Origin of the sequence: Flammeovirga pacifica, from assembly GCF_000807855.2 — a bacterium.
Lineage (GTDB): Bacteria > Bacteroidota > Bacteroidia > Cytophagales > Flammeovirgaceae > Flammeovirga > Flammeovirga pacifica.
On record NZ_JRYR02000001.1, the window covers coordinates 2,540,374 to 2,560,966 of the forward strand.

General features: G+C 33.1%; 16 protein-coding genes. 7 read left to right on the forward strand and 9 right to left on the reverse strand.

Annotation, left to right across the window (positions count from 1 at the left end; all coding sequences use genetic code 11):
• Nucleotides 1–24: 24 nt before the first annotated feature.
• The 8 genes from NH26_RS09960 to NH26_RS09995 form a co-directional block, all read right to left on the reverse strand.
• Entirely contained in the window at nt 25–306 is a 282-nt protein-coding gene (locus NH26_RS09960; protein WP_044227928.1) for a hypothetical protein, read from the reverse strand.
• Nucleotides 307–329: 23 nt separating this feature from the next.
• On the reverse strand, nt 330–587 hold the full coding sequence (locus NH26_RS09965; RefSeq protein ID WP_044227931.1) for a hypothetical protein: 258 nt from the start codon (nt 585–587) through the stop codon (nt 330–332).
• Between the two features lie 331 nt (nt 588–918).
• Nucleotides 919–1,257 carry a DUF2149 domain-containing protein gene (locus NH26_RS09970; RefSeq protein ID WP_044227935.1) on the reverse strand — a complete coding sequence of 113 codons (339 nt, stop codon included), beginning with the start codon at nt 1,255–1,257 and terminating at the stop codon, nt 919–921.
• The gene (locus NH26_RS09975; protein ID WP_044227937.1) at nt 1,226–1,831 is read right to left on the reverse strand and encodes a MotA/TolQ/ExbB proton channel family protein; all 606 of its coding nucleotides are present in this window, start codon (nt 1,829–1,831) and stop codon (nt 1,226–1,228) included. Before NH26_RS09975 ends, NH26_RS09970 begins: the two co-directional genes overlap by 32 nt.
• A complete protein-coding gene (locus NH26_RS09980) occupies nt 1,815–2,450 on the reverse strand; it encodes a hypothetical protein (protein WP_139262976.1) in 636 nt (211 codons plus the stop codon). The genes NH26_RS09975 and NH26_RS09980 overlap by 17 nt, the downstream gene beginning before the upstream one ends.
• A gap of 32 nt (nt 2,451–2,482) precedes the next feature.
• A complete protein-coding gene (locus NH26_RS09985) occupies nt 2,483–6,691 on the reverse strand; it encodes a cobaltochelatase subunit CobN (RefSeq protein ID WP_044227943.1) in 4,209 nt (1,402 codons plus the stop codon).
• 83 nt (nt 6,692–6,774) lie between these two features.
• Nucleotides 6,775–7,857, reverse strand: coding sequence for an HmuY family protein (locus NH26_RS09990; RefSeq protein WP_044227946.1), 1,083 nt, complete (start codon nt 7,855–7,857; stop codon nt 6,775–6,777).
• Nucleotides 7,858–7,868: 11 nt separating this feature from the next.
• Nucleotides 7,869–10,136: a TonB-dependent receptor gene (locus tag NH26_RS09995; protein WP_052432260.1), complete on the reverse strand. Its 2,268-nt coding sequence runs from the start codon at nt 10,134–10,136 to the stop codon at nt 7,869–7,871.
• A gap of 285 nt (nt 10,137–10,421) precedes the next feature.
• Here NH26_RS09995 and NH26_RS10000 point away from each other — a divergent pair, with 285 nt between their 5' ends.
• The 5 genes from NH26_RS10000 to NH26_RS10020 all read left to right on the forward strand — a co-directional run bounded on the left by NH26_RS10000 (nt 10,422) and on the right by NH26_RS10020 (nt 17,272).
• Entirely contained in the window at nt 10,422–11,414 is a 993-nt protein-coding gene (locus tag NH26_RS10000) for a zinc-binding dehydrogenase (protein WP_044227948.1), read from the forward strand.
• 269 nt (nt 11,415–11,683) lie between these two features.
• Nucleotides 11,684–14,026, forward strand: coding sequence for a TonB-dependent receptor (locus NH26_RS10005; protein WP_044228030.1), 2,343 nt, complete (start codon nt 11,684–11,686; stop codon nt 14,024–14,026).
• Between the two features lie 204 nt (nt 14,027–14,230).
• Nucleotides 14,231–15,535 (forward strand): ATP-binding protein, encoded by a 1,305-nt coding sequence (locus tag NH26_RS10010; protein ID WP_044227951.1) that lies wholly within the window; start codon nt 14,231–14,233, stop codon nt 15,533–15,535.
• Complete coding sequence (locus NH26_RS10015; protein ID WP_044227953.1) at nt 15,535–16,785, forward strand: tetratricopeptide repeat protein; 1,251 nt, start codon at nt 15,535–15,537, stop codon at nt 16,783–16,785. Before NH26_RS10010 ends, NH26_RS10015 begins: the two co-directional genes overlap by 1 nt.
• Before the next feature lie 181 nt (nt 16,786–16,966).
• The gene (locus NH26_RS10020) at nt 16,967–17,272 is read left to right on the forward strand and encodes a hypothetical protein (protein ID WP_044227958.1); all 306 of its coding nucleotides are present in this window, start codon (nt 16,967–16,969) and stop codon (nt 17,270–17,272) included.
• A 39-nt stretch (nt 17,273–17,311) separates the two neighbouring features.
• On the opposite strand, the gene NH26_RS10025 is transcribed toward NH26_RS10020, so the two are convergent.
• Nucleotides 17,312–18,706 carry a hypothetical protein gene (locus tag NH26_RS10025; protein ID WP_044227961.1) on the reverse strand — a complete coding sequence of 465 codons (1,395 nt, stop codon included), beginning with the start codon at nt 18,704–18,706 and terminating at the stop codon, nt 17,312–17,314.
• 119 nt (nt 18,707–18,825) lie between these two features.
• Here NH26_RS10025 and NH26_RS10030 point away from each other — a divergent pair, with 119 nt between their 5' ends.
• Together NH26_RS10030 and NH26_RS10035 are read left to right on the forward strand one after the other, a co-directional pair.
• On the forward strand, nt 18,826–19,248 hold the full coding sequence (locus NH26_RS10030; protein ID WP_044227964.1) for a hypothetical protein: 423 nt from the start codon (nt 18,826–18,828) through the stop codon (nt 19,246–19,248).
• A gap of 606 nt (nt 19,249–19,854) precedes the next feature.
• Entirely contained in the window at nt 19,855–20,559 is a 705-nt protein-coding gene (locus NH26_RS10035) for a FadR/GntR family transcriptional regulator (RefSeq protein WP_158021919.1), read from the forward strand.
• Nucleotides 20,560–20,593 lie beyond the last annotated feature (34 nt).

The window sequence follows — 20,593 nt, forward strand, 5'->3', positions numbered from 1 at the left end:
TTTTTTTATTGGTATACTTCGTTTTTATATGAGATCAAGAAACTCAATCCCTCCTATTCTCCCATCTTTAAGTATATCTAAAACGATTGTTCCTTGTTCATTATCCTCCAAAACAATATTTTCATCAAATTGCCATTCTGAACCAGGTTCATTTGCTTTATCATCAGACACTATTTGAATATACGGTTGAAGTTCCCACTTTCTAGTTGTCAATTTTTCAAGATGAAAAACTAAGTCTAACCTTTGGGGTTCTTGCTCTTTGAGGAGTTTTACTAAAATATCTTTATGAAATTCGGGAGTGTCCATTGAGATTGATGAGTGAATTTATATTACAATTTAATAAACTCTTTTTCCTCATTCAAAATATCGACATCAGTTGCTACACCATAATGTATTTTTGTTGTGCTACCGTCTGAATATATTCGTCCAACAATTTCGTCATCGACTTGTAAACGATCATATGTAATTGTGGTACTATCATACAATTCAATACAGTAGTACCTATGGGCTGATAGGTCAAGCTTATATCCTAAATTTGATAGGGTATCGTAAGATTCATTTGCATAATAATTGAAATCATCAATCACCTCAATTATTCCCGAATTCTCGTCTTTATCTAATGAATCAAATTCTTGTTGATTAATAGAGAAATTAAGTTTGCTTGCTTTAATCTTGAATATGAAGATATATCAAAAAACAGCCTAAATTATATTTTACTTTAATTTAGGCTGTTTTTTGATATATACCCATGTCATAAACTGGCCAAATATCTACTTTAGTTTAATTTCATCACTTTTTATTAAAATGATAAAAACGTTGAAAAATAGAAAAGAAGGTCCACAAATGTTCGTAGATAAAACGACAAGAATAAAGAAAGCTTTATCGATTAATTTGTACCTACTTACTACCTGTTTTAAATCAATCTTCAATATAAATTACTTCTCCGCTTTCCAACTGATACGCCGTACCAATTTTCTTTCCTTTATCTCCCGACTCCGTTTTATCTTGACTCTCCGAGGGTTTGTATTTAGTGATTTCCTTTCCTTTTTTAGTAATAATTTCCATCTGTTCCTTTCCCGGATTTTTCACAATAGTAAAGTCTTCCTCTGTAAAGAATTCTTGCATATTGAAACGGGTCACTAAAGCGATCATAAGTGCCACCGCAAAGACCATGGCTACATCAAAAAGGTTGGCCACTGATGCTACCGAATCGATATCATCGTCGTTAGTTAAGAACGGGTTGTTTCTTCTTCTCATTTTCTTCTTGCATTAAATCAACAATAAAAACTAAAGTGGCGTAGTCTTCTGCAAACCATCTTTGCTGAAAGTTTTGGAGAATAAATCCTATTCCTCCAATAATTAACCCTACTACTGTTGTAGCAAAAGCCATTTGCATATTATTCGCCATAGAAGCGATATCACCAGAAGATAAACCAACTAACGCTGGCCCCATAGGAATTAAAGTTCCCATTAGCCCCACCACAGGACCCATCTTAGCTAAGTTTTTTAAGATGCTTAACGATTTTCGTCCTTTTGCTTCAAACTCTGCTATCACTCTTTCCCTTCTCACTAGAGAATCTTGAAAAGTAAATAACTCCATTATACTAGACATTAACAGAGAAGATGATTCAAATTCGGGCTGAACTAAAGTTTGTTTTAATTGATCGATATAAGGTTTAATTACTTTCTTTTGTTTCACTCTTTGAATGAATGCCTGATAGTTCTCTCCTAATTTTACTAAGGAAATGATAAACATAACGATCAAGGCCACGACCGTTGGAAACATCAAACCTGATGAAATCCAAAACAATATTTTATTTACGTAATCCATAATTTTTTCTCAGTGATATGAAAAACCCAACCAAAGCAAATCCTAAAAAAGTCAATAGGACAAACAAAGAGGATTGAGGGTCAAATGATGTGTTTTCGTTATTCTCTAATTTTTGAGGTTGAAATAAAGTAGAGATCAATAACAACTGTAATAGACTGAAAACCGTCACGACTACCGATTTCAGCTTGTTCAATGATTCGTTATTTCTGAATATAAAATAAGTACCTACACCTAATATTATTATACTGATTGCATAAGCGATACTTACCCATTTAAAGCTCCATCCATGTACCTGATCAAAAACTAAAATTTCTATTAGTAAGATGGAAAAAATAGAAGTTGGTCTTGGAACAAAGGCCAGTATTTGATTGATTTTTTGAAGATTATTATTGGCAGAAAATACAGAAAAAAGAATCCCTAATAGTAATTCTACTACTAGAAAAATGAAGTACAAAAGCACCCATTGTTCGCTCATCATTTCTTGAAACCAATAACTTTTACTCTGACTAATAATTGTATTAAATGATAGTAATGCAATACTACTAATCATAAAATATCTAATGACCAATGGCAGCGGTCGAAACTGCCATCGGTCGATAATCATTAGAACTAAACTCATGGAAAGTATTAAAAAGAAAACGCCTTCCATAATTATTTTTGTTTGTAGTAAATACCAATTAAGAGAAGTATTACGAGAAGAACTCCAAGTGTAACTCCTATTTCTGTGGTAGTTAAACCTTCTTCCATTTTTAAAGAATTATCCACATTTTCTTCTTGAATCACTTCTTTTTCGAGTTGGATACTCTTCTTTTCTTTCACATTAGTAGGTTGAGGTGTTGATAACTCCCTAACTTTTGCTATTTGCTGTTGATAACTTTCTTTTAACTGTTGATTCGTTGAGTTATTAACAATAAAATCTTTCAATTTCATGTTATCACACACAAACTCGCTACAACCGGCATTGTGTTTCTCAATCATTTCTTGATGCACCTCGACCAACTTCTCTATTTGTTCTTTGCTTGCTTTCCAATAGCCTTTACGAATCGTTTCCAACATCACAGCTGTCACTTCTTCTAAAGCATATGGATTTTCTCTTTCAAAGAACTCCTGTGTATTTAAGTTGTATTTATCTTCAACCAATACATCCATCAAATCATCCCAAAGGTGATTATCAATTTCTTTGGGTTTCATCACGTTCCAACCATAGGTATTGCGTATGGTTTCTGCTACATTTTCTGCACTTGTTGCTCCTTCTTTCATCATCCCTTTTAGGTATTTTGGATTCAATAAAGTGGAACGAGCTTCAACCATCAAGGCTTCTTTTACCCCTTGAATTTTTACGTTATTGGCATTTCTATAATCATTAAAATAGGCATCAGGATCTTTACCGGTTGTATGACGAACAGCCATGCTTAATCCACCCATAAACTCATATACGTGATCTAAACTTAAACCACCCCAAGTATTACTTTGTCTTGGTTGCACTACAACATCTGTATTTTGAAGAGCTGCTTCAAAAATACCTTCGGCAAATTCTCCCCAATCTTCTTCTCCATAAACTGCCCCCATGTTATTGATATAGGTAGTCGCTATCTGATCTTCCGATTCCCAACGATCTCCCTTTTCTACCAATCCCATAATATTTGTTCCGTAGTTACCATTAACTCCACCAAAGACTCTGTCTGCCGCAAATCGCTGTGCTTTCTGTGGCGACATTCCCTTTTCCTTTAAGTATCGTTCTGCATCGGCAACTCCGGTTTTTACAAAGTTTTCTACAAGCTCATCTGCATTGGCTGCTAATTTCACTGCCTTATTAATCAAGAACATTCTCGAAGCTGCTAAATCTCTAAACTGACCTGCAGTTTGAACGACAACATCTACTCTTGGACGGTTCAATTCTTCAGATGGAATCAACTGTACATCCATCACTTTTCCATAAGGACCTCGAACGGGTTCAACACCTAATAGGTAAAGAATTTCGGCAAAAGTAGCTCCTTCTGTTTCTATAAAACTACTTGCCCATAAGGTAAAGCTGACTTTCTTTGGATAAACTCCATTTTTAGCAAAATGCTGCTCTAATAACTTTTTACCTAAAGATTTCCCTAACTCCCAAGACTCTTTAGATGGAGTTGCTTCTGCATCTATAGAATATAAATTTCTACCTGTTGGAACAGCGAATGCATTAGCAATAGGATCTCCTCCTGAGGTGGGTAATATATGTCCTCCTCTTAGTCCGTTCACCAAAGATAATTGCTCTTGTCGAGTACTAATCTTTAGATTTCCTTTCGATTTCATCAGGTTTTCTAACCCAGTAAAAACGTTCTGGACATTCTGAGTATATAACATTTTGGTTCTTGCTTTTGCACTTTTCTTTTGTGCTGCAGCCCTTTGTTTTAATAACTCCTCTTTAGGTATATCTAATTTCTTTTTTATTTGTGATGCCCCACTTTTACCATCTACTTTTTTCTTTTGATGCTTTTTCGCATGTGCCTTAGCTATCGATTCTTGTTCTTTCCAAGCCTCAATTTTATCTAATCTCTCCTTTTTGATCATTTGATGTTGTGCCTGCTGTAAAGTGACTTTATTCGAGAGTAACTTTTTCAATAGCTCTTTTGAGGGTTGACGATAATATTTATCGAAGTATCGTGCATCTTCTGCTTGTTTTTTATCAATAATACCATCAGCTACATCTAATTGAGCTAAACTGTAGGCTATTGGATCTAAAGACATCAGTAAGGCCGTTTCATTCAATTGTTTTTCAGAATATAGTCTACCTAAACTATACAAGCCATTGGCTACTTTAGAATTGCCAATTTCCTCCACATATTGCGATATAACAAATAAAGAAGAGTCGCTTACCTCTCCAGAAAAATCCAGTTGTAAGTCTTCATCAATATTCATTTGCTTTGCCAATTCGACTACCGATTTTTTATATTTCGATTTCAAGTTAGGGTTCTCTACACTGTAGAATTTGTCTAACTTTTCTTCTAATATTTTTAATTCATTATGCACATCACCTTCAGTAAAAGGAGCAGTTAAATGTGTTACCGTTGTGGCATAACTTCTACGTTTTGCAATTATTCCTTCTCCAATATTACTGATGGTATACACATAAAAATGGGGTATATTGCCGATTAATGCATCACTCCAATCATTGGACGATAAACCTACTTGTTTTCCCGGTGTAAACTCTAAACTACCATGAGTACCAAAATGGATAATTGCATCTGCTTTGAACGCATTTTTTGTCCATAAATAAGAAGCTATGTACGGATGAGGAGGAGCCGCTTTTGCTCCGTGTACTAACTTGAAACTATCATCCCCTAAACCGGGCATAGGTTGAGGCAACAAGACTACATTTCCAAAATCCAACCTTGAAACAGCAATGTATGCATTGTCCTTTTCTTTTACAGAAAGATAATCTCCCGGAGCATCACCAAATTTCTTGACTACCTCACCATAAGCACTTTTTGTCAAATCTTTAGACGTCCATTGATTATAACTCATGGTATCGACTAAAACAGGATCTGCTGTTTTCACAAAATCATCAAATTTCCCTTTTGCATAAGGCCCTAATACCAATCCATTTTTCTGAATTAGCTGATGGAAAGCCTTCTGATCTTTAGGCATATTGTCTACTTTAAAACCTTGGGCTTTCAACATTTTTAAAGTGTTGTAAAGCGATTGTTCCACTTCTAAATTCGAAGCAACCATAGCATTCATCCCTGGTCCTTTAAAATAGTAAATAGCTATTTTTTGTTCTGCTTTCGGTTTCTTTTTAATAGTGATATAGTTTTTACATCTATCGGCTAATCGATTGATTCTTTCTGGCATACCTTTAAATTTCAGGAAGCCAGATTCATCTTTCATTTCTACAGCAAAAGCATAAGGTGCAACTGCTCCATCCAATTCTGGCAGTACAACATTCATACTTAACATACCGCCAGACATTCCTTTCTGAGAGTTTTCCCAATCTTCTTTCTTCTGAAAAATACTCAAAGGAGACAAAACAGGAATATTACTTTCTTCTAACCATTTACCCACATCTTCTCTAGAGTGCCCTGCCAAACGACCGTGTGGCAAATACACAATAAGATCCGGTGAAGTTTCTTTCATCATCTTCACTCTATTTCTATGAGAGGTAATTGTAATTACATTTAAACCTCTTTCGAATAGTGCTTTTTGAAGATCAAATATATGATCTGGATTGGCATTAAAAGGTCCCGGAACACTCGTTAAAAGTGCCACTGTGGGTTGTCCTTCTACATAGGTTTTATTCTTTTTCTGATCAGCAATTACTTTATTCAATTCTGTAAATGCTTTTGTGGTACCCATACTTAAATAGGCATCTTCAGGAATAATTTCCGGTGATTTTACTTGTGGAAGAAACCACGTTTTTTTATCAACATTTACTCTTGAAAAATTTAATAATTGATGATAATTTTCTTCCCCACCATTATCCATATAGGTTTCAATGGCTATTTCAGATACAGAATCGATATTACTTAGTCTATTGTAATCATCATTATTTGATGCATACACATACACTTTCGTACCACGATGACCTGCTTTCATCAAAGATCGTTGTTCATCTGCTGAAAGTGATAACCCTCGACCAAATAGGTAAATCACGTCATAGCTAGATGCTTGATCTATATCTTTTTTTGAAAGGGAATTGATTTCTATCCAATCGTTATCGTTTACTTTGTTGATTTTTGATAACTGGAATTCAGAGAAATCAATAAAGGCAATTTGTGTTACGCTTACTTGAGTTGCATAATACAAATACACCAAAAGTGTCGCTAAAAATACGCCACCAAATGATAGTATTTTCTTTTTATTCTCTTTGATGAATTTCATTCTAATGAGTTTGTTTGACGCTTAGTAATCAAAGAACGACGAAAGAATATCCCCGCCGTTCTTATTTCTCTTTCTATTACATTCTAATTGTTTTGAATCAATTGATATTCAAATGTTGGATAGCCATTTTGACCATCTTTTGAATAAGTAAGGAATCTTAATTTATAGTTGTTTCCTTCCTCATCGTTTACGACAAAAGTGATATGACTATATACTTTATAAACACCGTCTCTGTGTGGAGTTTGAATGTGAAACCATTCTTTACCGATTATATTTCCTTGGGTAGTTTTCTCAATGTCATTTACATTTGATGCAGTGATTTCATCAAAATTACTATCCTCAATAGTCAGTTTGTTGATTTCATGTTCAGGGTCATCATTCGCTTCCAAATCTGGGAAGTTTGATGATTTAGCTCCTTTAACTAAACCATTTTGATTGATAATTACTGAAGCATTCAATCTCATGATATCACAGTTGATACCTGGCATTGCTCCTGGACCTAAAGCTGAACATGGTGCACCAGTTCTTACGGTTACAGGCTTCAAAACGATATCCCATTTTGATGGCTCTACCTCGTTTACCTTATTTTCTACTGCAGAGAAATATACAAAACCAGCACTTTTTTCGATAGTTGTCGTTGCTTCATTCTCTCCATTCAGATCCGCAAATTTAATTACAACTTGAGAAGAAGAATTCTCTGAAATGATAAACTTTTTGAATCCTATCACTTTACCTAAACCGTTAATACCTAGGTCTAAAATGTAAGGAGTGTTTAGCTCAAAATTATTTTTATTCCATGCCGTTAAGGTTAAATCGGCCGTTTCATCATCATAAAATAATTGTAAGCCTTGCACACTTTCTTCGTTGATTTCATCAAAATCCGTTTCAAGAGGCATAGCTAAAGCTACTTTCTTACCTGAATTTGAAATGATCGTCCCGTTTTGATCAAAAGCAATCTCCCAAGTATTTACTTCTACTGTAGATGTTTCACCTGTGTTTAAATCAACATAAACTTGATTTGACAATTGACCTGTTAACTCTGCGGTGATAATTTTACTATCGACGTTATCATCAGGAGGAATTGTATTAGAATCATCTGCCTCATTACAAGAGAATAAAGACAAAAGTAAAAGGCTGCTGAAAATTGTTGTATTAAATAACTTCATTATGGATAATATTAAAATTGATAACCTAATTTTATAAATAGTTGCGTCCCGTAATCGATAGGTCTTTCACCAGTACCGATACGCGATAAAATTCCTTTTGAACCGTCTCCATAGATATTCACCTTCGTGACATTCAATAAGTTTTTAGCTCCAGCTGTAACCAAGAGTTTTCTATTAAAAAATGGTTTGGTAGCCGTTAAATCCAATAAACTATAAGAGTCTAAAGTTTGTGTACCCACAGTGCCATCAGCTTCTTTTGCAAATTCTGCATACGGACTGTTGAACTTGTAGAATAGATTAATTTTAGTATCAAGTTTTTTAAGCAGATAGCTTGTTCTTAATGTAATTTCATAGCTATTAAAGAATTGTTCTGAAGCTTCTGAACCCGATCGGGCTAAAAAACTAAAACCTGGATCTATGGTTAATCTTGATTTATATTCTGTTGCTAAATTGATGGAGAAACCTGTCGATACAAACTCTTCGATATTATCATATGTTCTTACTACGGGTGTATTTTCAGGAACATCAGGAGGTAATAACGAACGGTCCATTTCCATCATTTCAATCTTATTTTTGATGTTGTTATAGAAAAGAGAAGTATTGATTGAATACCTCCAATCTCCCTTATTTATAGCGTAAGTTGTTTGAAAATTAAAGTTGTCACCTACCTCTGGCGTCAGATTAGGATTACCTACGATATAGTGATTTTGATCTTGCATATGGTAGAACATTTCTCTCATCGATGGTACCCTATAACCTTTACCATAACTTAGTCTGTATTGCCAATTTTCTGATGGCTTGTACAAAAGATTAAATGAGGGAACCAAAGGTAAATCTGCTCCTAAAAATTGTACTGCTCCATTATGAAAATAAGTATTGTAGGTATATCTAAATGCCGATTGAAAAGCCACTTTAGGAGAAATTTGCCACTTGTAAGCAGTATAAGCAGAGTATTCATCATATCCATCGGCCGAACCAGATTCCACTCGTCCGCCCGCAGCTCTATTGACGTTGGCTTCATAACCAACTACCCAAGTAGAATTATTAGCACCAATTTCTGACAAGATATAACTCCCTCTAAATGTGGCTGTCAAAAAAGAAGTGGTATCATGATCTGATGCTGTATTGCTTAACCACTCCATGTTATAATCTAAATCTCTTACAAACTTCTGAGTTTGTTGCTCATAATAAGAGATTCCGTTCATAAATTGAAGTTGACTTCTATGGTTCAGTTTCGCATCAATATTTATCCCCCCATTAATTCTATGCGTTGTAAACTCGTTATCTCTAGCCATTTGACTCACCTTATTTATTTGAGAGTTCAAACCCAACTGCGATTCTCCTAAACCTTGTGCCTGTTCATAGAATTGTTGATAGAAACCAGAAATAGCTACATTTTTGATTTGCTGTTTTACTCTCATATTACCATAATATTGAGTATTAGGTCGCCAAAACTTTCCTCTTTTATTGGGGTCTAAATCATACCCTAAAAACTGGTTGCGTCCACCACTTAATGATAAAGAAGTATTTTTCCATCCTTTCCTTAAACTTGCATCAACATTAAACTTACCAACAGTTTCTGCATAAGTATTCACTCCACCTCTCCATGGATCGTCTAAAGAGGGCTTTTTAGTAATCAAATTGACTGTTCCGGCAAGAGCATTACTACCATATTGTACGGATAAAGGTCCTTCAACAACTTCAATTCTTTCAATATCATTTAGGTTCAATTGATTCAAATCAACATCATCTCCACTACCACTTACTAATGGCAAACCATCCATCAGCATTTTTACATTCACACCTGATAACCCATTAAGGATAATTCTACTCCCTAAAACATTATCATGGATTACTTTAATGTTTTGTTGTTGCTCTAAGAGGTCGCTCATATTTACAGCTCCTCTTGCTTCTACTTCATCCACCCCAATTCTTTTGACTTTGTATAGAGATGCATTGGCTTTTGTGGGAACAAAACCACCCGTCACTACAACTTCGTCTAATTCATCAATTTTTTCATGCAAATGAAAAGAATAGTCTTTATTGGGTTTAATAGTAACAATAAGGTCTTCATAACCTAAAGCATGAAGCATTACTACGGCTTCATTTTGAAAAGTATTAATCAACTCACCTTTTTTTGATGTAGTTCCTAATAATACATTGTCCTTCACCGAAAAAACAGATACAGATTGTAAAGGTTGATTTCCTTCATCTGTAACTATTATTAGTCTTTCTGATTGTGCATAACCATTAAAATTAAACACAAGAATTACCAGCATTGTAATGTAAAGGATATTACAATTAATAGATATATATCTAGCAAGCATTAAATAAATGATTTAACAACGCGACAGTGTCGCATTTAAAATGTAAAATTTTTTAATTCGTTTGTGTAGTTTTTATATCATGCTTTTAAGAAAGTGTTTGTTGAAATGAATAACTAATAGAATAATATTTCTCAAAGATAGTAAAGTATAAATCATTTTTGCAACATTGTCGCAAATAAATGATGTTTATGAATTTTAATGAATTTACTATCTTAGTAATAAACAAATAACCCTGAAATGAAAGCTATAACCTATCAATTCGAAACAGATCAATTTCAAATAGAAGAGATCGCTATTCCTGATATCGGAAAAAATGAAATCCTTGTAAAAGTAAAAGCTTGTGGAATTAATCCTGTAGATGCTAAAATTAAATTTTGGAAAGAAGCTCTCCCTACCCCTATTTCAACTCCATTTGTTGTGGGTTTAGATGTTGTAGGCGAAGTGGTAAAAATGGGCAAAAAGGTAAAAGGGTTCGCTAAAGGTGATGAAGTATTTTACCATGGTAATATGTTTCAACCTAATGGTGGTTTAGCTGAATACGCTGTGCATGATTTCAGAACTGTTTTTCATAAACCATTTAATATAAAAAATAAAGAGGCGGAGGCAGCACCTTGTGCAGGATGGACAGCATGGAGAGCTTTGGTAGAGAAATTAAAGGTAAATGAAAATGATAAAGTACTTATTATTGGTGGTGCAGGAGGTGTAGGTTCTTATGCCGTACAAATTGCTAAACATGTATGTAAAGCTAAAAAAGTAATTGCAGTGGCTTCTTCACAAAAACATGATTATGTAAAGAGCTTGGGAGCTGATGAGGTCATCGACTATAAAAATACAGATGTGGTTAGTAGAGTAAAAGAACTGACTAAAAATAGAGGTGTTACAAAATCGTTTGATACTGTTGGAGATGATAATGATATTATTGCAGCCAATACTCTTGCCTTTAATGGTGAAATGTTGGAGCTCGTTGGTGTAGTTCGGCCAGAAAAATATGAGAACGTATTCTCGAAAAACATTACTTTTCATCAATTGGCTTTAGGTGCTGCACATGGTTTTGATAAACATAGTTTACAAACCATTATTGATGCTGCCAACGGTTTAACCAATGCCATGTTGAAAGGTAAAGTCAAAACTCCTCAATTAATAACCGTAGATTTTGATGGAGCTATAGCTACTTTAAATTCTATTCTTGATCGTAAAATTACGGGTAAAGTGGTCTTAAAAGTGAGATAATCTTATTTCTTTAAAAAAACAGCCAAAATTACACTTTACTTTAATTTTGGCTGTTTTTTTATATACACCCATCTACTAAAACACCCAAATATCTACTTTAGTTTAATTTATAGGTAAATACTCCTTTCTAATTATCAATCCATTTTTCTCTTCATTTCGTCACTAATCAGAATTAAAATAAAAATTATTTCAAAAAAGAATAGGGGTCTTCTTTAACTTCCGTGTCATCATCATGAAAACAAAAATTACTCTCTCAAAATTAAAACATGATGAAAAAAACTATTCTCTCATTTCTATTGAGTCTACTCACTATCTATGCTTTTGGACAAGATCTTACTCAAGTAGTCCGTGGACAAGTTATCGATGCTACTTCAAAAACTCCTCTTCCTTTTGCTACAATCATGGTCACATCTACAGAAACTCCCATTGGGGTAGTTTCAAACGAGAATGGAATATTTAGAATAGAAGGCGTTCCTGTTGGACGACACCATCTAAAAATTTCGTTGATAGGATTTGAAACTTCAGTAGAAAACAACTTAATGGTGACTTCTGCTAAAGAATTGGTGTTAACCATTCCACTAAAAGAAAGTGTAACCGAAATGGAAGAAGTCGTTATAAAAGCGACCAATGGAAACGGAAAACCATTAAACGATATGGTAAGTGTTAGTGGGCATTCTTTTACTGTAGAACAAACCGAACGATTAGCTGTATTTGACGACCCTGCCCGTTTAGTTGCTTCTTATGCTGGAGTAACAACAGGTAGTTTAGACGAGAATGGAGTTGTTATTCGTGGTAATGCTCCCAAAGGAGTTTTGTGGCGACTTGAAGGTGTAGAAATTCCCAATCCCAATCATTTTGGAGGTCTAAGTTCTTTTGGCGGAGGTGCTATTTCAGCACTCAGTGGTTTAATGTTGGGTGATTCTGATTTTCTCACAGGAGCATTCTCTGCTGAATATGGTAATGCTATGTCCGGTGTATTTGATATGCAATTTAGAAATGGTAATAATGAGACGCACGAACATGCCGTTCAGCTTGGTGTAATGGGATTGGATATTTCTTCTGAAGGTCCTTTTTCGAAAAAGAACAATGCTTCTTATTTATTCAATTACCGCTATTCTACACTAGCATTACTCAAACCCATTTTACCTGTAGATAATAGTGTTCCTACTTATCAGGATTTGAGTTTTAAAATTAATGTTCCTACCAAAAAAGCAGGAGTTTTCTCTCTTTGGGGATTAGGACTTGTGGATAATATCGACGCACAAGCCTTTCAGGATACAACAAAATGGGAATCAAAATATGATCGTTTTTCTGAACTTGGTACTTTCCGAACAGGTGTAATTGGTTTAACTCATAACTACTCTTTTAGTCATAAGACTTTTTTGAAAACATCAGTAGTAGCCTCTCAAGAATATAAAAGATATGAAGCAGAAGAATATGATTTTAATATGCATCCGCACCCCTCTTCAGATATGTATCTAGAGAACAATAAATGGACGGTTTCTTCCGTTCTTCAACATAAATTTAATGCCTCTCATTTTAATAGAACGGGTGTTATTTTTAATCAATTGGATTATCATTCTAATCTTCGTTTTGCTCCTGAATTTAAAGAACCACTTTTTGATTATGTCAATGAGTCGAGTGAAATTAATACTGTTCAATTTTTCACTCAATCACAATTCAATATCACATCACAACTTAAACTGACGGTAGGTATTCATTCCCAATATGTCAATTTTAATGAGGAGCTCACATTTGAACCAAGAGGTAGTCTTACTTATCAACTAAATCCTATTCATTCTTTGGGAGTAGCTTATGGCAAACATTCTAAGGTCGAGCCGCTACCTTTGTATTTTAGTCAAGTAGAAGAAAATGGAGTAATTACCCAGCCTAATACCACGCTTCCTTTATCAAAAGCACATCATTTTGTATTTTCTTACGGATGGCAATTGAATGATAAAATCCGATTGGATATAGAACCTTATGCCCAATTACTATATGACATTCCTGTTACTCCAGATAGTTCCTATTCGGCCATCAATATTGATGCACAATGGCTATATGAAGACCGTTTAGAAGGTACAGGCACAGGAAAAAATGTTGGAGTAGACATCACGCTTTCTAGATCATTAGCTGAAGGTTTTTATTATATGTTTACCGGTTCATTATTCGATTCAAAATATAAAGGTGGAGATGGAATAGAAAGAAATACACGGTACAATAGAGGATTCGTTTTCAATGCTATTTATGGTAAAGAATGGGTAGTGGGAAAAAACAATAATAAGATTATTGGATTAAGCGGTCGATTCAATTTCATTGGAGGAAAATACACTACCCCTGTAAAGGTTGAAGAGAGTTTAGAAGACAAAGAAGTGGTCTATGATGATTCAAATATCTATTCGGTAAAAGAAGATCCTAACTATAGAGTGGATGTTTCATTTTATTGGAAAATCAATAAGAAAAAATATTCAGGAACATGGAAGTTTCAACTATTAAATGCTTTAGGAAGTAAAGATCAGTATGGATATTTATATAATTATCAAACACAACAAATTGAGAAAGATCAGGCACAAGTGATTATTCCTTCTATTGCTTATAAGATTGAATTTTAGACCTCAAATTACATTTTTATCATTTTCATAAAAAAACAGCCAAAATTATACTTTACTTTAATTTTGGCTGTTTTTTAGTATATACCCATCCACCAAAATAAGCGAATATCTACTTTAGTTTAATTTTATATTATTCTTAAGGGAATACTTTTTTATCTTTTTCATTTTTATGATTAACTTTCAAAAGAGAATAAAACTAAGTTTATGAGCAACGATATTATTAAGGGATTAGAAGATGCCTTAGCCAACAGCCCGTCTAACATTCAACTAAGAAAATTATTAGCAGACACCTTGGTGGATCATCAGAAATATGAAGAAGCAAGCGTTCACTATCAAATGATGGTTCCCTATGCCGATCAATTTCCTGATTTGTTATACAAATTTTCTCTCGCTTACTTTCATATCAATAAATTAGATATGGCAGTAGTTATGCTAGAAGAACATATCGATAAAAACAAAGAAGATATTTCTGCTTTAGTATTACTTACAAAGTGTTACATCAAAGAAGATTCTTTGTCCCAAGCCATCGATTTGTATTCTAAAGTACAAGCTATTGATCCTAACTTTAGTGATGAAGAATTGGATCAACAATTAAAAGTAAGCGACAATGCATTAGATGAAATCAATTCTATATTAGAAGAAAATATACCTACTTCTTCCGTTACTTTTAGTGATGTTGGAGGAATGCAAAAAGTAAAAAAAGAGATCGATCTTAAAATCATCAAACCTTTACAAAATGCAGACCTTTACAAAGCCTATGGTAAGAAAGTTGGTGGAGGTATTCTGTTATATGGACCTCCCGGTTGCGGTAAAACTTTTATTGCTAAAGCTACCGCTGGAGAGGTAAATGCAAAATTCATTCATGTAAGTCTTAATGATATTTTAGACATGTGGATGGGCAATAGCGAAAAGAACCTTCATCAAGTTTTTGAAAATGCTAGACAGAATACACCTTGTGTTCTATTTTTTGATGAAATCGATGCTTTAGGAGCTAATCGATCAAACTTTAAAAATACTTCCGGTAGAAACATTATTAATCAGTTTTTACAAGAATTAGATGGAGCAGAGAATAACAATGATGGGTTACTTATTTTAGGAGCAACCAATACACCTTGGCATCTAGATCCTGCTTTTAGACGACCAGGTAGGTTTGATAGAATTCTGTTTATTCCACCACCAGATCTAGAAGCGAGAGAAGAAATATTGAAACTAAAATTAGACGGTAAACCTATCAGTAATATCGATTATTCTAAAGTGGCTAAGAAAACTGAGGAATATTCTGGTGCTGATATGGAAGCAATTATTGATATCGCTATTGAGAAAAAATTAGAAGCTTCTTTTGAAGATGGTATTCCAAAACCAATTGAAACGAAAGATTTGCTTCAAAGTACAAAATCACATGCTCCTACCACTAAAGAGTGGTTTACATCAGCAAGAAACTATGCTCTTTTTTCTAATGCCGCAGGTATATATGATGATGTTTTGGACTACTTAAAAATCAAAAAATAATGGAACAAGAACTAACTTACCAAAGGGCAAAAACGCTATTTGATCATGGGAAATATACAGAAGCAGAAAAGGAGCTTCAAATACAATTAGGACAACAACCCAATGATCTCTACCTCATTTTTCTATATGCAGAGACGCTTATACATTTGGATAAATTCGAGAATGCTGAACAGATTTTACATCATGGGTTAAGCATAGCAAGTGATGAAGATGTCTTGTTATTTAGTCTCTCTAAATGCCACCTTATTCAAGGTAAAACTAAAGAAGCACTAAAAGAGATTAAGTCTGCAATTGAATATAACCCTGTTGATGCAGACTACTTTGCTGTTTTAGCAAAGATTCATTTGGTCGATAAAGATTATCAAGAAAGCTATGATAACGCTCACAAAGCGTTATCGCTGGATGCAGAAAATGCTTTGGCATTGAACGTTAAATCTACCGCTTCGATAAAATTGGGATTAAAAGAAGAAATGACGCAAACTATAGCAGATAATCTTCACCAAAATCCTAATGATAGTTATACTCATGTTGTTACGGCAATGAATTTATTAGAAGCAAAAGAGTATAAAAAAGCATTGCATCATGCCGAAGAAGCTATGATGCTTGAACCAGACAATACCTTGGCCCATGCTGTGGTATTAGAAGCTTTAAGATGTAAATATGCTGTCTATAAACTATTTTTTAGTTTCCAAACATGGATGAGTAATCTAAAAGGAGCACAGCAATGGATGTTTATTATAGGTTTCTACATGGGTGCTAAATTTCTTGGAAGGTTTAATGATACTCACCCAGAATACTCTACTTTCCTTACTCCTGTAATATATCTTTTAGCTTTATTTGCTTTTTCTACATGGATTATTGGGCCTTTAATCAACGTGTTATTATTGGTCAATCGTTATGGTAAATTTCTACTATCCGATGAAGAAAAGAAAACGGCAAAAGTCAGTTTATTTCTAATTAGTACAGGTTTAATCAGTTTAGGTATCAGCTTATTTGTTGATGCACAAATTTGGCTAAGTATTGGTATATTTTCATTAGTAATGATGATTCCTACTAGTACGTTTTACAGTGTAATCAAAGGAAAATGGTATATGTATTTAGGACTTGCTGTTATTATTGGGCTCGGTGGAATGAGTCTATTAGTCGCAGCCGTAGCTAATGTAGGTTTCTCAAAATATACTGTTTATCTTATTTATTCTATTGTTGGATTTCAGTTTTTATCCAACTTTTTCTCTACGAAAAAAGACTAAAAAATTGGAGTTCTCTTAAAACCTCCATACCATATATAACTGTAAGAAGGTTGTCTCAATTAATCATGAGGCAACCTTTTTTTATATCTCATTACTCCTCGTAACAGTAAGTTACTTATATCTGACCCTTCCAAACTTCATCTTTGTATCGTTATCAATTTAAAAAACAAAATAAACGAATATGAAAAACTTTAAATATTTCTCTCACAATTTATCCATCATTGTACTTTTACTAATGAACTTAAGTATGTCTTGTAATAATGATCATGATGAGTATGATTTACCTCCACGCCCGACAGCTCAATTGCCTAATGGTTGCTATTGGAAATGGGATCGAGACGATCATGAATGGGAAAGGGAATGTGATGACAGAGGATATAGAGGTGGTTACAATAATAGAAATAATCCACCCACAGAAAAATTACCAATAGGTTGTCATTGGGAATGGGAAGACGACGAACAACGCTGGGAAAGAGATTGTGATTAGTATTTAGAATTGCATCACCTTTTGTTGCTTTACAGCAAATTAAAAGGTGGTGCTTTTATATTTTTCTAATAGAATTTGACAGCTATCCTCATTGACCCAATTTAAAATCACTTTTTGTAATTTATCAAGATCACCATCTATTAAATCGAGTAATACTTCGTTCGATTTTTTTCTTTTCATATCATTATTACTTCCTATAGAAAGTAAGAAAATAGACACGCTAAATGGTTGTTCATCTAATGCTTTTTCTTCCTCCTCAGAAAGACTTTTCCCTTCTACAATACTTAAAGCTGCTTTTGATAAAAATAAAGAATTAGGAATAGGATATTCTAGTTGGTTCATTTTATCAAATGCTTCATTAAAACGTGTTTTTTCACCAAAATAAGCATGAAAAAACAGTTCCTGACAATACGCTTCATAATGTTTAGGCAATGCCATAAAGTCTAAATATAATTGATAAGCAGACGTTTCTTTTCTTTGATAAATTTCACTCCATATCCTTTCAGATAGCATATTTGGTGTACTTTCTTTGGTTAGATATTGATTGGCTTTTGCTATCGGATGATCATAAATATTTAGTCCGTAATGAAAATCTAAGTGATATAACTTTATCAATAAACCAATAAGAAAAGGATGCGCTTTTTCTTGTATGGATTCTTCTAATTTTTGAATGCCTGCAGATAGAATTTCGTAACGATGATTTTCTAAAATTTCTTTATCAAATTGAAAAATATACTCCAATTTTGATGCTTTAAACCCTTTCCAATTTTGTTGCATAAAGAAAGGACTATAATACCCATCAATATATAATTGAATAGTTGTTGCCACTTCTTCTTCATGAGTACAGGTACATTCAAATACTTTGACTAGGGTTTGATTTTTATCAAATAGAAATAATTGAAGAATATCGTTTTCCCATAATGTTTTTAATTGGAAGTCCGCTTTTTGTCGATCTAAGGTGACTTTAAAAAATTGATTGATGTAAAAACGATGGTATAATTTAAGTGATATACTTTTCAATAGTTGTTCTCCACTAGCCGTTCCTTTTATTGTTGGATAAAAATAAATTGACGGAAATTCTAAAGTAGAAACATTAGATTTTGAAGGTTGTTCTATCGTGTTTACTCTTGGTTGATACTTCCCTTTCGGAATCTCTATAATCACATCACTCGGGACACTATCATTTAGATAATACTTTGATAATAAAGCTCTTAAACGACCCATTTGTACACGAACGATCGGATCAATAGATGGATCAAAATCTTCCTCTCTATCAAAAACCTCTAAAGCAATAACGTAAGAAGAAAAGTCTTCTTCTTTCCCCTCTTCCATATGTTCTAATAAATATTTCAAAAGCTTTTTTGCTCTAAAAGAAGTAATGAATGTAGGGCTGTTTATAATTCTATTTTGAGTCTGCTTTAAAGATTGTTCCATTGTTTAGGGATGTAAAACGTTACGTTACTATTAGTTACCTAGAGTTACTTATCTGAGAAAGATTAACCAAAGATATTTGTGATATAATAATAATTAAAGTAATCAAAATAATTATCACAATGAAAAAGTTAGTCCTTATTATAAGCCTTATTTCAATACTTTTTGCTTCATGTAATAATGAAAGATCAAAAGATGAAGAACCTCAACCTAAAACCCCTCAACCAGAATTACCAAAGTTTGAGTTTAATCCAGAAGTGAATGCATGGTATAAAACATCTGATGATATTATTTATCAGGTACTTTCTATAGATGGAGAAACTTTAGAAATTAGAATTTATGATAGTATTAAAGAACAACCCATATGTATTGCAACAAGAAGTAGTTCTAAAAATCTGATCTATGATTTAGAGGCATTTGGCTCGGTATATAAATGTGAAGTTGCTCCTGCTTCTTCTCCTGTTTTTCAATTAGAATTACTAGGAGAAAAAATTGATTTTGAAGAACCTTGTGATATTACCAATGAGGTAGCAAAACTGAAATAATGAGACAACAGCAGTAAGTTATTAAATGACTTACTGCTTTTCATAAAAAATAAACCTAGTGAGATATCCAAAAATTAAACTCTACTTTAAAAAAGTAAAGTCAATTAGTTAAAAAGAATAATAATAGCATGAAACATATATTTTAATTTAATTTTAGTATCAGACTTCAACTAAACCCCTTAAACAAAATAGAACTCTTAATTGGTCTACCACGATGAAATTTATTCATAAAAAATTCTTTAAAATAAATCATAAAATGTAGCATTAACATTTAATTTAAATTTTAGAATTAAATTATTATAATTCACTAGTTTATACTTCATCTATTGATATTATTTTGTATTTTTGTAATAACATAAATCAATTTATAGATTATACTATTGTATTGCTATTTTGGTCTGATCTTTTAAGATCCCTAAAAACAGTAAATCAATATTATACACCTTTCACAAAACAACTTCTAGTTATAGTTTAAGAAGCTACAAACTACAATCTCTTTATTCTTATAACTGTTTGTGTAAAAAAATAAAGTGAAAGTATTACAAAAAAATCTCTTATCGTTTACTACCATAAACGGCGATAAAAAGCAATAATATGGATTTAGAAATGGAAAAAATACTTGTTGAAAAACCTTCAAGTATAATCATAAGAAAACTAAAAGAAATGATTGAGGTTGGTATCTTAAAACCAAATGATACTCTACCTCCTGAAAGAAAACTTAGCGAACAATTTGGAGTGGGTCGTAGTCATGTACGCGAAGCATTAAAGAAAATGGAATTCTTTGGTTTGTTAAAAACACAACCTCAGAGTGGTACTGTTGTAGTAGGTTTAGGTCAGAAAGCATTAGAAGGACTCATTACCAATATTTTAGAAATTGATAATAATGATTTCTTTTCTTTAATTGAAACACGTATTCTATTAGAGGTTAAAATTGCTGGTTTAGCTGCTCAAAGAAGAACAGACAAAGATCTTCAATTTGCTGAAAATGCAATGGAAGAATACGAAAGAGCTGTTTTGAATAACACAGAAGATATTTCTGAAAAGGATTTCATGTTTCACCTTTCATTAAGTAACTGTTCTAAAAATTCTACTTTAAAGAGTTTATTAATGACCATTACTCCGGAAATCTTAAATCACTTTGAAAGAGAAAGAGTATGTTCTAAAGAAAGTAGATTTGAGGCAGTAAATGAACATCGAGCATTATTTAATGCGATTAAAGACGGCAATGAAAACAAGGCTCAAAAAATAATGGAAGCACATTTGAATCCTATTCTTGAGTCTGCCAAAAAGAAATATAATTCTATATTCTAGAAAATATCCTTACTCATTATAATAAATTAGTAAG